Raw genomic sequence first — 13,832 nt, forward strand, 5'->3', positions numbered from 1 at the left:
TCACAACCTTACTGATGCGCAAACTTTTAACATACCTTATTATGATTTTGCTGGCAATGGGCGTTCAGGCGAACGCCCATGCAGGCCATATCAGCATAGGGGGTATTTACATCAGCAGTTTCGACGATCCGGAGCCAGACCCTTATGGCAATTTCAGCACGCTTACCGTTCCGATAAAAAGAGCAGGCAACCTTATTATTGTTGAAGCACAGGTTGATAGCATTATTGGCAATTTTGTGTTAGACACAGGCGCTCCTCACCTTGTATTAAACGCCACTTACTTCAGGGATATGCCGAGGATAGCCAACCAGGAATCAGGCGGGGTGAACGGCGAAGTAGCCAACTCTTTCGTTACTGAGGTACAAAATTTCGCGATACTTGATTTGTTTTATAAGCGCTTAAAAGCTGACGTTACCGATTTATCGGCTATTGAGAACGGGCGCAATATCAAGGTACTTGGCCTGTTAGGTACGCGTTTATTTGCCAAACTGGCCATAACGGTTGATATATTTAACAACATGCTATATATCCATAAACTGGATAGTGAGGGCAACTTTGACCAGGCCGAATTACCGTTCAGCAAACCGTTTATGACAACAGGTTTCAAATTGATGAACGATGTTATCTTCCTCAAAACAACCGTGAACAACAATATTCTTTGGATGGCCTTTGATACCGGGGCCGAAACTAACTTGCTTGATTACAGGCGTTCAAAAAAAATAATACAAAACTTTGAAGTACTAAGCACCTCGAAATTAACCGGCGTGGGTGGCTCCAAGTTTGAAATAATTTATGCTAAATTAGATCAACTTACCGTGGGCGACAAACTGTTTACAAAAAACCAGGTAGTGCTAACCAGCCTTGACAATATGGGCAAAGCCTATGGCCACTCGGTTGACGGAATTTTGGGTTACGACTTCTTTATGCGCGGGGTTTTCACAATAAACTTTGTAAAAAAGGAGTTTGCGATGTATACTTATAAGGTATGAAGTTTTTAGGGTGTTGGTTTATCTTATTGCTGCTGTTGGCAGATGGTTTGCCTGTGCTCGCGCAGCAACGTAACAGCCTTACTATTGCGAACGATAAATTGATATTGCAAATTGACAAACGCTCAACCCCAAATTACCTCGACACCTTACTTACCCGCGCGGGTGTGAACGGCGCTGGTATCAGCGCAAAAATATTAAAGGGTGATTACAGTCCGCTTACCAGGCAGGGTTGGCAAATCACTGAAAAGGATAGGTTTAAGGTAAAATTCAACCGTCCGCTAAACATCAGCGTTAATATTCAACCTCAGCAGCCATTCATCATCACCACAAATAACGTAAACAGCGAAGGCAGTCCCGGTTACCCGGCGGATGTACTTTATGGTGTAAACAAGTTTAACAGGCAAACGGTGTATGAACTCCCCAATGGCGCAACACGCTTTTTTGTTCCTGGTAATCTTACCGCAAAGCGGGTAATGCTATCCGGCAATTTCAATATGTGGAGCCTTTCAAAAGGTGTTATGCTGAAAACAGATAGCGGTTGGATAACGGATATAAAGCTTAAGCCCGGAGTTTATGCTTACAAGTTTATTATTAATGGCCGTTGGACCCACGATGCAAATAACAAGCTAACCGAAGATGATGGCTTTCATAGCGTAAATTCCATTTATTACCGCTACAATTACACTTTTAAACTAAATGGCTTTCAAAAGTCAGCCCGGGTAATTGTAGCGGGCAGTTTTAACCGCTGGAAAGTGAATGAGATACTCCTGATGCGTAAAGGGAACAGTTGGCAGGCGTCAATGTACCTGCACGACGGCATGCATTTATACCGCTTTATGGTGGATAATAAATGGATTACCGATCCGGCGAATAAAGTTAAAGGTTTGGATGAAAAAGGACTGATAGCCTCCGCAATCAATTTGGGCGAAACCGTAAACTTTAAACTTAAAGGCTACGCCAATGCCGGCAAGGTGTCCGTAGCTGGGAGTTTTAATAACTGGCAGGCAGACCGCATCTTTCTAAAAAAAATAAATAATGTGTGGCAGTTGCCGGTAATTATGCCCGAAGGGAACTACGGCTATAAATTTACAGTTGATGGCAGGTGGATAACCGACCCGGCTAATACTTGCTATGTAGAAGACGGCGGGGAAACCAATTCCTTTATATCCGTTAGCCCTAACCATACCTTTAAACTCCGTGGTTACCCCAACGCGCAAACCGTGCGGGTGGCAGGCAGCTTTAACAACTGGAATATGGATGAGTATACTATGGGCCGCAAAGGCGATGAGTGGGTGCTGAGCATCAAACTACCTATTGGTAAAACCCGGTATAAGTTTATTGTAGATGGTAACTGGCTGCTCGACCCGGCTAATAAACAGTGGGAAGCAAACGAGTTTGATACCGGTAATTCGGTGATATGGATTGACCCTGAAACCTTAACCAAAACAAGATAAAATAATGAAACTATTGATTTACCAGGTTGATGCCTTTACCGATCAGTTGTTCGGCGGCAACCCGGCCGCAATTTGTCCGCTTGACGAGTGGCTGCCCGATGAACTAATGCAAAAAATTGCCGTTGAGAATAATCTGGCGGAAACCGCCTTTTTTGTAAGAACCGACTTTGGTTATAAATTACGTTGGTTTACGCCCGAATATGAAATTGATTTATGTGGGCACGCTACCCTGGCCAGCGCGCATATTATTTTCACAGAGCTGGGTTATACTAATGATACTATTTATTTTGAAACCGTAAAAGCAGGCACGCTTGTAGTCAAGAAAGACGGCGACAAGTATAGTATGGACTTCCCATCGCGACCGGCTGAACCGGCCGAGTTACCGGATGGATTGATTGAAGCGCTTGGTATGAATGCGCCGCTTGATGTATTTCGTGGCCGCGATTATATGCTGGTATACGAAAGTGAGTACGATATCCGCGCCGCATCGCCTGATTTTGCCAAGTTAGCCAAGGTGCCAACAGTTGGCGTTATCATAACCGCGCCGGGTATCGAGGTTGACTTTGTGTCGCGCTTTTTTGCCCCCGCCGCCAGTATAAACGAAGATCCTGTAACGGGCTCGGCACATTGTAACCTGATACCTTATTGGGCTGACAAGTTAGGCAAGGATGATCTGCATGCTTATCAGTTGTCGGCACGTAAAGGCGAACTTTGGTGTAAGCTAAACGGCGACCGCGTGCTGATGGCCGGCAAGGCGGTAACGTTTTTAAAAGGCGAGATTTATTTATAGTCAATTCGAACTTCAACACCGTTTTATATCCCTATTGCCACAGATACGGATGTTTAGTATATTTCACCTTTATATCATCCCCTGAGGGGGAATAAAAGGTGCATGCAGCTTACACGGTTAGAAATTAAGGGTTTTAAAAGTTTCGGAGATAAGATCACCATCAATTTTAATGATGGCGTTACCGGGATTGTTGGCCCTAATGGTTGCGGCAAATCAAACGTGGTTGACTCGATACGCTGGGTATTGGGCGAGCAAAGTACGCGTGCCCTGCGGTCGGAGAAAATGGAAAACATCATTTTTAACGGCACCAAAAACCGCAAGGCAGCTAACCTGGCAGAGGTATCGCTCACATTCGACAACACAAAGAATGTATTGCCTACTGAATTTTCGCAGGTTACGCTCACCCGCAAACTTTACCGCACCGGCGACAGCGAGTACCGCCTGAATGATGTACAGTGCCGCCTGAAGGATATCACAGACCTTTTTTTAGATACCGGCATTGGGTCTGACTCCTACTCTATCATCGAATTGAAGATGATCGACGAGATCATCACCAATAAAGAAGGCTCGCGCCGCAATTTGTTCGAAGAAGCATCGGGCATATCAAAATATAAGCTCCGTAAAAAACAGACTTTTAATAAGTTAAGAGACACTGAAGCTGATTTGGCGCGAGTTGATGATTTGCTTTTCGAAATTGAAAAGAACCTGAAAACACTCGAAAATCAAGCGAAAAAAACCGAGCGCTATTATCGCCTGCGCGATCAGTATAAAGCGTTAAGCATTACACTGGCATCATTCCGCATAGCCTCTTTCAGCGAGTCGCTCGCGCGTATTGAGGATGAGGAGCAAAAACATCGTGCGGAAAAATCAGGCATTGTAACGCAGATAGATACTTTAGAAGCAGTTGTACAACGGCAGAAACTCGAGAGCATCACCAAGGAAAAAAATCTTTCGGTTCAGCAAAAAACCACCAATGAGTTTGTAGCCAAAATACGCGCATACGAAAGCGAAAAAAAAATAAAGAACGAGCAGCTTAAATTTCAACAAGATAAAGAAGCACGGCTCAATGATGAATTGGAACGCGACCGTAATCAGCTTAATCATGTGCTGTATAACCTGAAGCGCCTGGCCGAAGAAAAAATGCAGGAAGATGAAAACCTGCAAACCATACAAAGCCGCGTTGCTGATTTAAAAGACGCTGTTGATGAATTGCGTGAGCAACAAACCGAAGCGCGCAATGAGTTAAACGAGTTGACGAGCATTAACAATCGCCTGCAAAATCAGGTTTACAAAACCGAAAAGGATTTAGAAATACTCAGCATACAACAACAGGCGCTTGAGCAGGAAGGCCAGCGCAACATTGAGGATACGACCAATAAAGAAGCCGAGCTATCGCATTTTAACGAGGCCGTGGCCAATTTGCAAACACGGGTGGAAACCCTCGAAGGTGAATACCAGGCCGCTGTTGATTTTGAGAACAAACTACAAGAGCAAATAGCGCAAACGGAAACCAATATATCAACCCTTAAAGACACCATTACCGCTGAGGGGCGACGTTTGGATGCCAAGCAAAATGAATATAACCTTACCAAGAGCCTGGTTGATAACCTAGAAGGTTTTCCGGAGTCTATCCGGTTCCTGAAAAAGAATACGGACTGGGCTAAAAACGCGCCACTTTTCAGCGACGTGCTGTTTTGTCGTGAAGAGTACCGGGTAGCCATTGAAAATTACCTGGAGCCGTTGATGAATCACTATGTGGTTGAGAATTATGACGAAGCCATCAAAGCCATCAACATGCTCAGCAACGCGTCGCGCGGGCGGGCGCAGTTTTTTATACTAAGCAATTTTGGTAATGAAGCGGCCTCAACTCCAAATCCAATAGATAGCCGGGTACCTGCCCTATCGGTTATTGAAGTTGAAAAACGTTATCAGCCGCTGTGCAATCACCTACTCAAAAATGTGTACCTGGTAAATGATGATAATGGACAGGACATTGACAATGCAAGCTTGCCCGCCGATGTGGTATTGCTGGGTAAGAGCGGCAAGTTTAATAAATCAAAATACACCATGGCCGGTGGTTCAGTGGGTTTGTTTGAGGGTAAACGTATAGGGCGGGTCAAGAACCTGGAGAACTTGCTGAAGGAGATTAAGGGTATTGACGCGCAGGTAAACGCCGGCCGTGCTGAGTTACAAAACCAGCAGGATAAGCTGGTAGCCCTGAAAGCTGCCGGAAAAGCAAATGAGATACGCCAACAACAGCAGGAACTCAGCAAGCTGAATACGGAACTTATTACCATAAAAACCCGGCAGGAACAATACCAGGCTTTTATTGAGAACAGTCTTAACCGCAAGCAAGATATTGCCAATAAGATTGAAAGTATCACGCAGAATATTTTAAAGCTGAAGCCCGAACTGGAAGAGCTGAAAACGCAAAAGCAGATACAGAACGAGCAAATGCTGGAGAAGCAAGCGGACTTTGCTGAGCTGAACGAGTTGGTAACGGTACGGTCAAACGCTTATAACCAAGAGAACATCCGTTTTCATCAGCAGCAAAATAAGGTATCGGGCTTGTTTAAGGATATTGAGTACCGCGAGTCGCAACAGGAAAGCCTTGATACCCGCATAAGGCAAAACAGCTCGGAATTAGAAAAGGTTAAGGCGGCTATACACGAAAACTTGCAGCAAACCGGCCACTCTGACGATGACCTGCTGGAGATGTATGAGCAAAAAGAACTGCTTGAAAAAGCTACCCAGCAAGCGGAACAGGAACATTATACCTGGCGTGGTAAAATTGCCGAAACTGAAAATGAGATTGCCACCCTGCGCCGTAAAAAGGATAACGCCGAAATCATTGAGAATGAGCTTCGTGACAAACGAAACAGCCTTAAAATAGAATTGAACAGCTTAAAAGAGCGCCTCTCGGTGGAGTTTAATGTAGAAATTGAGGATTTACTCGAAACCGAAATACCTGAAGGTGAGAATGAGGACGATCTTCGTGAAAGAACGGATAAACTAAAAAAACAACTGGATGATTTCGGCGCCATTAACCCGATGGCAGTTGACGCTTATAACGAGATGAACGAGCGTTACGAGTTTATCCAATCGCAAAAACGTGATCTGGCTGAAGCTAAGGCTTCATTGTTAGCTACCATTCAGGAGATTGATGATACCGCGAGAGAAAAATTCATGTCGGCATTTACTATGGTGCGCGAAAATTTCATAAAGGTTTTCCGTTCGCTGTTTAACGAGCAGGATTCATGCGACCTGATCCTGACCGACCCGGAAAAACCGTTGGAATCAGACATTGATATCATCGCGCGCCCGAAAGGCAAACGCCCCCTGTCCATCAACCAATTATCCGGTGGCGAAAAAACGCTGACAGCTACAGCGATACTATTTTCCCTTTACCTGCTCAAGCCTGCGCCTTTTTGTATTTTTGATGAGGTGGATGCTCCTTTGGATGATACGAACATCGATAAGTTCAATAACATCATCCGCACTTTCTCTAAAGATTCGCAGTTTATCATCGTGTCGCATAACAAACGCACTATTGCCAGCACCGATGTTATATATGGTGTAACCATGGTTGAGCAGGGCATCTCGCGCGTAGTTCCGGTAGATTTACGGGAGCTTGTAGATTAAAAAAAAGCGGCACTTTTCAGCACCGCTTTCGCATTTTAGTGTCTATTTGGTTAATTATTTCAATCTTTCAGTAACCATACCTTTAAAGTGTGGCCTTTCCAGCTTCAAGCCTAAATCCCGGGTTTGATCTGCTGATAAAACACGTACGGCATTTACACGTTTGGTTTGCTGGTTAGCTAATGACAAGTAGTTGCCCGTTGTAATATAGTTAATGGCCCTTTGCGTGCACTGCTCATCAGCGTCGCCAAAATCGTGCGCTACGTCATCCTCTGCCACAACACCAGGAAATGCGGTTGAGCCTGGTGCCATACCTGCATAGTAATCAGCTTTACCGGCTGAATTACGGGTTTCAAACTCCGGAATATATAATTCGTACTTGGTAATAGGTATAGCGAAAAAGCCTACCGGTTTGCCGTAACTGGTTTCACCCACAATTTTTACATCCATGTGCGGTAGCAAGGTGTTAATAGTTAATTCACTCGCTGATGCAGTTGAGCCGGATACTATAAATACTACTTTACCCAAATTCAATGATCCTTTTTTGCTGAATTTTTCCTGATTGTTTTCAGGTTTGAAAGATCCGGCGGTTAGTTTACCATCAAAAACGCTTTTATTAATCAAGGTATATTTATTGTCCTGCAAGCCCTGATTAAAGTAGTAAGTATACATGACCTGGTTATTCTTGGCCGGCGGCACAATCAGATTACATAAGTAATCGGCTGTTGCTACATAACCACCACCGTTATAACGGAAGTCTACTATTAAGTCGGTTATGTTTTCGCTATTGAATAGTGTAAACGCCTGGTCAATTTTAGGCTGTGCATTTGCCGGTGAGGTAAAGGTGTTAAATACCATGTACCCAATTTTTTTGTTGCCAACGGCAAATACCTTGTAAGCAAGTACCGGGTTAATGGTATAGCTTGCCGTATTAATATCAATATTAATTGTTGAGCCATCAGGCTTTTGCAAGCCTAATTTAATGTTGTTGCTCGAGTAAAATGAATTAACAATAAACTGTATATCTGAGTTTGATTCCGGGTTCCAGGATGTGCGGTTGTTTATCCTCGTAACTTTGTAACCGCGCTTAACACCAGCGTTACCGGCAGGTGAGTTAGCATAAACATATTTAATATATAAACTACCTTCGGCATCAAAACGTGGCTCGAAGCCGAAGTCGCCGCTGGCCTGGCCGCCCAATTCGCCCGATGTGGTGCCATCATCAATAAAAGAGTATTTTGATGTGCCCGGATTTGATCGATTATATTCATACGCTCGAGCTGTAGAGGGGTTTTTAGCGTATTGCGACAACGCGTCAACCTCATTCTGTAATGCTTCCAATTCGTTTGATCCGGTGAACGAACGAGGTTTAAATTCGGAGTAAGTAGGCAACTGATTGTTCCACAGGTAATCTTCCTGTGCATATAGCAATACAGAGTCTTTAACTTTTTCTATTGTTGATCCGGTTGTAGGCGGGGTGTTTTTATCATCCTCCCCTTCTGAATTTGTGTTTTTCTCCTTTTTACATGCTGTAGCTAATACAGCAAAAGAAAACGCGGCGGCGTAGATATATTTTTTCATTGTTCTAAATATAAGTATCTGAACGTTATATACACAAATATGTTACAAAAACCGTTGCGAAATTACAAAGTCAATGCACGCAGCCTGTGCGCATTGTTCGTCGGCTTCTGTTACACCAATCATTACCGCTTGCCGGCGCTCTATGTTATGATCGGCAAGCAATTGGTTAACCGCGTCAGGCTCGGGTTTGGCGCTTATTTCATCAGCAAAGTAGCAGGTTAAATACGGCTCGAGTCCGTTCCATTCGGTTTGCTTTATTTTATTTAGCTGCTGCTGCGGGTTACCATTAGTTACAACGAAAATCTTTTTCCGGTCAACTACTATCTGCTGTAATAACTCCAGCATCCGCTGAAATAATAACAACTTCAACGGTAATTTTGATGTGATCAGCATATCATCAAAGTTGCAGCGGTACTTTTCGTCAATTCCAAATTTTTGCTTCAGCGCATCAAAAACCGCTTCGTGGCCGTGTTCCTGATAGGTTTGCGTCATCAACGATGTCATGGCCTTAGCATCCCATAACTCGGTATATTCTATCATACCGGCAAAAAGATAGTATACCTGGAACAGGTAATCTTTTTCTGGATAAAGCACGTTATCCAGTTCAAATATAAAGGCTTGCTTTTTGGGGTCTATATCGTTATAGGTCATCAGGCAGGTGCAATACAATATTAAACTCGTTAAACAATTGCGCAGCTTCAGCAAGCAAAACGGCTTCCTGTTGCTCCAACGGGAAAACAGCCACGACACCCTTATCCAAACACAGGGTAAGCATTTGATGCGCGTAGCTTGCAGATGACGGATGCGGCAGTTGCAGCATCTTCCCTGCTTCTATCATAAACGCAGGTAACTCCCGGTAATCGCCAAGCAATATTTTATCGCCAAGTGTCTGTTTCAGTTGATGGGCACGGGCGTTGGTCGCCCCGGTTATTAAAGTAAAAGGCATTTTATGATTGTTGTATCAAACCGTCCTTCATGATAACCTTACGGTCTGACAGTGCGGCAAGGTCCTCATTATGCGTTACAATGATAAAGGTTTGGTTAAACTCGTTACGCAATCTTACAAAAAGCTCATGCAATTCACGTGCGTTGGTAGAGTCAAGGTTCCCCGATGGTTCGTCGGCAAATATCAAGGCCGGATTATTTACCAGCGCCCTTGCTACCGCTACACGCTGCTGCTCCCCCCCCGACAGTTGATTGGGTTTATGCTGCAGCCTGTCGGCAAGGCCAAGCCGTTCCAGTAACTCGGTAGCGCGCGCTTCAGCCTCATGTTTTGAGGTGCCGGCTATAAAGGCGGGTATACAAACGTTTTCTAAAGCAGAAAACTCCGCAAGCAAGTGGTGAAACTGAAATATAAAGCCTATATGCCGGTTACGGAACGCGCTTAAATGTTTACTTTTTAAGCGGCTCACCTCGGTGTTATTTATATGAATAGTACCAGAGTCGGGCCTGTCTAAAGTGCCCAATATATTAAGCAATGTACTTTTACCCGCGCCGGAAGCGCCGAGTATACTTACAATTTCGCCTGTATTTACCTCAATATCCACCCCTTTTAATATCTGGAGAGAACCGTATTTTTTATGTATGGACTGCGCTTTAAGCATAAAGCAAAGGTAATTTTTATAATTATTTAAAAACACAAAATCGCCAATTCTAAAATTTCATTTTTGTTAACATAAACATAAAATATAGCCTTGATTTATACATTTTAATTCATAAATTTGAAATAATTATAATTATAGACAATCTATATCATAAACAACCTTGGCACATTTAAACTTATCTGCTGTGTTATATTCTGTTAGCACTAACCATTCAACAAAACATACGCTATGCATTCGCTAAAATTTACGGGCATCTTATTTGCAATATTTCTTATTCCGTTTGTTTTACGCTTATTCGGCCTTGAGCCATACCCGGCAATTCTTTTCCCATCCGGACCAGAAACGGTAAAACAGGTAAACGGCAAAACCGAAATTGAGACTAAACAACTTTTTGCCAAAAAGCAAAATGGGCAATGGGCGTTGGTTGAACCAAAGGCATTTATGTACCCTGTATCGGCTATTCAATTGGCTAAGCTGGTATCAAAAAACATGGGCTTTAAAAAACAGAAGCCTTTTCCGTTGAAAGGAAAAATCGGTATTGTAAACTACCTTTACCGCTCGCAAAACAGTTCATCAAGCGCAGCAGAAGAAGCGGAACTACGTAACTGGATAAAAAAGCGCTTAAAGCGTGGCAATTATCAAACATCTGAAGTTAAGGTGGCAACCTACTCCAATATTATTTCAACTACAAACGGCAATATTCTAAAAAAAGAACTAAAGGATGAAAAGTACTACAACCTGGATTAATTCAATCAACAACCGGTTTTGGCGCACCATCGTTAACTCCACCGCTACCGGGGTAGAATCTGTTGCTGTTTTCAGGATAATAATGGGCATTTACCTGTTGTTTGTAACCACCCCTACCTATACCTGGATTGCTGATTTGCCAAAGGCCTTATATACACCGCCAATAATCAGCTTTGTTAACTTGTTAGCGAGCGATTTCCCTGGTAGAAATTTCCTGGTTACCGTTGATTTTTTAATGGTGGCTTCTATTGTGGGTATTGTGCTGGGCATTTATTCACGCTTTGCTACGTTGGCCTTTGTGATATTAAAAGTTTCAGTATTGAGTTTCCAGTATTCTTTTGGTAAAATAGACCATGACATCATGCTACCGGCAACATTAGCGTGTATGGCCTTTTCAGGTTGGGGACAAACTCTGGCTTTAGTTCCGGATAAAAGATCAAAATGGGACTCTCCCTCGAAAAGCCTTTCGGTTATAGCGGTATTAATAGGTTTTGGATATTTTAGTGCGGGCATAGAGAAAGCTATACATTGGTTAAATTTCGATCTTAACTCAAACGGCACGGCACGCTGGTTTTATCTTGGCCTTTATAACCTGCAACGTCAGCCAATACTTGCTCCCGCCTTGAAAAACGCACCATTTTGGTTTTTTAAAATTATGGATGTTGTGGGCGTAATATTTGAGCTGACTCCTATTATAGCTGTCCTTATATCCCGCAAGGCGTGGCGAATCTGGTTGTTTTTTGCGGCAGCGTTTCACCTGGTTAATTATCTGCTGTTTAACATTAATTTTATTGGTAACGGATTAGTTTATATTGCATTTATTAACTACAAGCCTGTTTACAGGTATGTGGCCAACCTGACCAAGTCATACATAGCCAAAGCACTTATCCTGGCTGCCGTTGGCTATGCGGCGGTAATAAGGGGAATAAGTATTCTGACATCTCAGAACGTTGGCATCATCTTCATCCCTGATAATGGTAATGCTAATTTATATTGCATGCTGATAATATGGGCGCTGATTTGTGCCGCTCTCTTCATAACAATCTTCAAAACTGGAAAACAACCCGTGCATGACGATTTAGAGGTTGTCTCTCCGCAATTGACTTGATTACAAAATATTTCCTTATAGCACTTGCTTGCTATAATATTAAAAACAATTTGCATTACTCAACTACACGTTGTATGTTTATGATATAAGTTCTTTATAACCAGAAAAATAAGCTATATCCCATCCCCTATCTAAATTCTATGTTACTTGTGCTGATTTTAGGGTATGGTAAATTCATGGTTACGCCGAGCTATTCGTGATCACAATATTGCGACTAACCGGATTCATTTTTAAATTTATTAAAACCTAATCTTATGCCATGTACTCTACAAGATTCACCTTTCTGTTGTTGCTTTGCCTGATTATTCCTTTCAGCTTAAGGCTGATGAAGTATGAACCCTATCCTGCAGTACTTTTGCCATCCGGGCCGCAAACTGTAAAAAAAACTCAGGGAAGCATCCGGATGGAGTTTAAACAAGTATTCGGCCTCAACCCTAACAATAATTGGAAGCGCATTGAGCCGAAAGAATTTATGCATCCCGCGCCAGCGGCGTACCTCACCAACCTTACTTTAAAAAATATGGGTTTTAAGGAGCTTAAGCCCCACTTGTTTAATGGCAGATATGCTCTGGTGAATCACTTTTTTCGCTTCCACCGAGGCGGTGCGACAAACTCAAATACCGAGGACCTACGCGATTGGCTTAAGGGTCGGCTGGCCAAAAGTGGTTACCAAACATCAAAGATAAGGGTGAGCACTTATGTGAATACCATATCAACAGCTAACGGAGAAATAACAAAGAAAGAACTTAAAGAAGAAAAATATTATGACCTCGATTGATAAGATCACCTATAAATTCTGGAGCGCGGTGGTCAGATCAACCGCAACAAACGTTTTCTCGTTAGCCATTTTCAGAATACTAACCGGTACTTTTTTGCTATTAGTGCTTACTATTAATTATGCCTGGATGGCTGATTTACCTTTGGCGCTATTTACACCACCCGTATTAAGTCCGATAAATTTATTTGCAACAGGCTTTCCGCACAAGGCATGGTTGCTAATAGCAGATTTTACATTACTACTCACACCTATCGCAATTATTTTAGGTATAAAGCCCCGGATGGCTACGCTTCTGTTCGCCCTTACACGCCTACTTGTGCTCAACTATCAATATGCCTTTGGAAAAATTGATCATGAAATATTATTGGCAACCATGCTGGTGTGCTTGGCGTTTTCAGGCTGGGGACAAAGATTGGCGATATGGCCCGATAAAGCCTCCCGGTTTGATTCCACCACAAAGAGCCTTGCCCTGCTTGCCGTTTTAATTTGCTTTGGCTATTTCAGCGCGGCTTTTGAAAAGGCTATTTTCTGGCTTAACTTTGACATGAACACGACCGGATCAGCACGCTGGTTTTATAACTCCTTATATAACTATCAGCGTGAGCCTCTCCTTGCGCCGCTGCTTAAAATGTCGCCATTCTGGGTTTTTAAAGCAATGGATATTACAGGCGTTATTTTTGAGTTGCTGCCGTTTGCGGCGCTGCTGTATTCACGCAAACTATGGCAAAGCTGGCTTTTGCTCGCAGCGGGCTTCCACCTGGTTAACTTGCTGTTTTTCAATATAAACTTCATTGTTAACGGTATAGTATACCTTGCTTTTATAGACTATACCACCATCTACGCTACTGTACGGAGATTAATAGCTACACCATGGTTTAAGGCAGCTGTTGCGGGTATCATTATTTATGCCGCTTACGTACGTGTTGTAAGTATACTAACCTTCGAAAAAATAGGAATTGTGTTTTTGCCTTACAGCGTAAACATGCAGCTATACGGGATGGTAAGCTTATGGCTGCTGATTTGCACCACCATGCTCATTGGCATCCTGTATTCAAAAGAAGAGACTACACTCAGCCGTGCCGACATTTTATCACAACAAATACACAAAAGCAACTTAATAGATCATCAAACTACCATTTAAA

12 protein-coding genes are annotated in these 13,832 nt (G+C 43.0%); 8 read left to right on the forward strand and 4 right to left on the reverse strand.

Features of this window, described 5'->3' with window-relative positions; translation table 11 throughout:
* The first annotated feature begins 14 nt into the window (after positions 1–14).
* The 4 genes from LT679_RS15720 (at position 15) to smc (ending at position 6,875) form a co-directional block, all read left to right on the forward strand.
* Complete coding sequence (locus LT679_RS15720; RefSeq protein ID WP_232178602.1) at positions 15–989, forward strand: pepsin/retropepsin-like aspartic protease family protein; 975 nt, start codon at positions 15–17, stop codon at positions 987–989.
* A complete protein-coding gene (locus LT679_RS15725) occupies positions 986–2,443 on the forward strand; it encodes a hypothetical protein (protein ID WP_232178604.1) in 1,458 nt (485 codons plus the stop codon). Before LT679_RS15720 ends, LT679_RS15725 begins: the two co-directional genes overlap by 4 nt.
* Before the next feature lie 4 nt (positions 2,444–2,447).
* Positions 2,448–3,233 (forward strand): PhzF family phenazine biosynthesis protein, encoded by a 786-nt coding sequence (locus LT679_RS15730; RefSeq protein WP_232178606.1) that lies wholly within the window; start codon positions 2,448–2,450, stop codon positions 3,231–3,233.
* Between the two features lie 102 nt (positions 3,234–3,335).
* Positions 3,336–6,875 carry a chromosome segregation protein SMC gene (smc, locus tag LT679_RS15735; RefSeq protein ID WP_232178608.1) on the forward strand — a complete coding sequence of 1,180 codons (3,540 nt, stop codon included), beginning with the start codon at positions 3,336–3,338 and terminating at the stop codon, positions 6,873–6,875.
* Positions 6,876–6,929: 54 nt separating this feature from the next.
* Here smc and LT679_RS15740 read toward each other — a convergent pair whose 3' ends face one another.
* The 4 genes from LT679_RS15740 to LT679_RS15755 are packed head-to-tail and all read right to left on the reverse strand — an operon-like array spanning position 6,930 to position 10,057.
* Positions 6,930–8,453, reverse strand: coding sequence for a S41 family peptidase (locus LT679_RS15740; protein WP_232178610.1), 1,524 nt, complete (start codon positions 8,451–8,453; stop codon positions 6,930–6,932).
* Positions 8,454–8,495: 42 nt separating this feature from the next.
* Positions 8,496–9,104: an HAD family hydrolase gene (locus LT679_RS15745; protein ID WP_232178612.1), complete on the reverse strand. Its 609-nt coding sequence runs from the start codon at positions 9,102–9,104 to the stop codon at positions 8,496–8,498.
* Positions 9,094–9,399: an ATP-grasp domain-containing protein gene (locus LT679_RS15750; RefSeq protein ID WP_232178614.1), complete on the reverse strand. Its 306-nt coding sequence runs from the start codon at positions 9,397–9,399 to the stop codon at positions 9,094–9,096. The genes LT679_RS15745 and LT679_RS15750 overlap by 11 nt, the downstream gene beginning before the upstream one ends.
* A 1-nt stretch (position 9,400) precedes the next feature.
* The gene (locus LT679_RS15755) at positions 9,401–10,057 is read right to left on the reverse strand and encodes an ABC transporter ATP-binding protein (protein WP_232178615.1); all 657 of its coding nucleotides are present in this window, start codon (positions 10,055–10,057) and stop codon (positions 9,401–9,403) included.
* Between the two features lie 228 nt (positions 10,058–10,285).
* On the opposite strand from LT679_RS15755, the gene LT679_RS15760 reads away from it, so the two are divergent.
* The 4 genes from LT679_RS15760 (at position 10,286) to LT679_RS15775 (ending at position 13,831) form a co-directional block, all read left to right on the forward strand.
* Positions 10,286–10,804, forward strand: coding sequence for a hypothetical protein (locus LT679_RS15760; RefSeq protein ID WP_232178617.1), 519 nt, complete (start codon positions 10,286–10,288; stop codon positions 10,802–10,804).
* Complete coding sequence (locus LT679_RS15765; protein ID WP_232178620.1) at positions 10,779–11,912, forward strand: HTTM domain-containing protein; 1,134 nt, start codon at positions 10,779–10,781, stop codon at positions 11,910–11,912. Before LT679_RS15760 ends, LT679_RS15765 begins: the two co-directional genes overlap by 26 nt.
* Before the next feature lie 259 nt (positions 11,913–12,171).
* Positions 12,172–12,690, forward strand: a complete 519-nt coding sequence (locus tag LT679_RS15770) for a hypothetical protein (RefSeq protein WP_232178622.1) — start codon at positions 12,172–12,174, stop codon at positions 12,688–12,690.
* Positions 12,677–13,831: a hypothetical protein gene (locus LT679_RS15775; protein WP_232178624.1), complete on the forward strand. Its 1,155-nt coding sequence runs from the start codon at positions 12,677–12,679 to the stop codon at positions 13,829–13,831. Before LT679_RS15770 ends, LT679_RS15775 begins: the two co-directional genes overlap by 14 nt.
* The last annotated feature ends 1 nt before the right edge of the window (position 13,832 follow it).

The organism is Mucilaginibacter roseus (genome assembly GCF_021215455.1).
In the GTDB taxonomy this organism is placed as follows: Bacteria; Bacteroidota; Bacteroidia; order Sphingobacteriales; family Sphingobacteriaceae; genus Mucilaginibacter; species Mucilaginibacter roseus.

What these genes read in the sequence shown, in the direction of transcription:
- LT679_RS15775 (WP_232178624.1), top strand. Translation starts at nt 12,677, where the DNA reads ATGACCTCGATTGATAAGATCACCTATAAATTCTGGAGCGCGGTGGTC.
- LT679_RS15770 (WP_232178622.1), top strand. Translation starts at nt 12,172, where the DNA reads ATGTACTCTACAAGATTCACCTTTCTGTTGTTGCTTTGCCTGATTATT.
- LT679_RS15745 (WP_232178612.1), bottom strand. Translation starts at nt 9,104, where the DNA reads ATGACCTATAACGATATAGACCCCAAAAAGCAAGCCTTTATATTTGAA.
- LT679_RS15750 (WP_232178614.1), bottom strand. Translation starts at nt 9,399, where the DNA reads ATGCCTTTTACTTTAATAACCGGGGCGACCAACGCCCGTGCCCATCAA.
- LT679_RS15765 (WP_232178620.1), top strand. Translation starts at nt 10,779, where the DNA reads ATGAAAAGTACTACAACCTGGATTAATTCAATCAACAACCGGTTTTGG.
- LT679_RS15730 (WP_232178606.1), top strand. Translation starts at nt 2,448, where the DNA reads ATGAAACTATTGATTTACCAGGTTGATGCCTTTACCGATCAGTTGTTC.
- LT679_RS15720 (WP_232178602.1), top strand. Translation starts at nt 15, where the DNA reads ATGCGCAAACTTTTAACATACCTTATTATGATTTTGCTGGCAATGGGC.
- LT679_RS15725 (WP_232178604.1), top strand. Translation starts at nt 986, where the DNA reads ATGAAGTTTTTAGGGTGTTGGTTTATCTTATTGCTGCTGTTGGCAGAT.
- smc (WP_232178608.1), top strand. Translation starts at nt 3,336, where the DNA reads ATGCAGCTTACACGGTTAGAAATTAAGGGTTTTAAAAGTTTCGGAGAT.
- LT679_RS15755 (WP_232178615.1), bottom strand. Translation starts at nt 10,057, where the DNA reads ATGCTTAAAGCGCAGTCCATACATAAAAAATACGGTTCTCTCCAGATA.
- LT679_RS15760 (WP_232178617.1), top strand. Translation starts at nt 10,286, where the DNA reads ATGCATTCGCTAAAATTTACGGGCATCTTATTTGCAATATTTCTTATT.
- LT679_RS15740 (WP_232178610.1), bottom strand. Translation starts at nt 8,453, where the DNA reads ATGAAAAAATATATCTACGCCGCCGCGTTTTCTTTTGCTGTATTAGCT.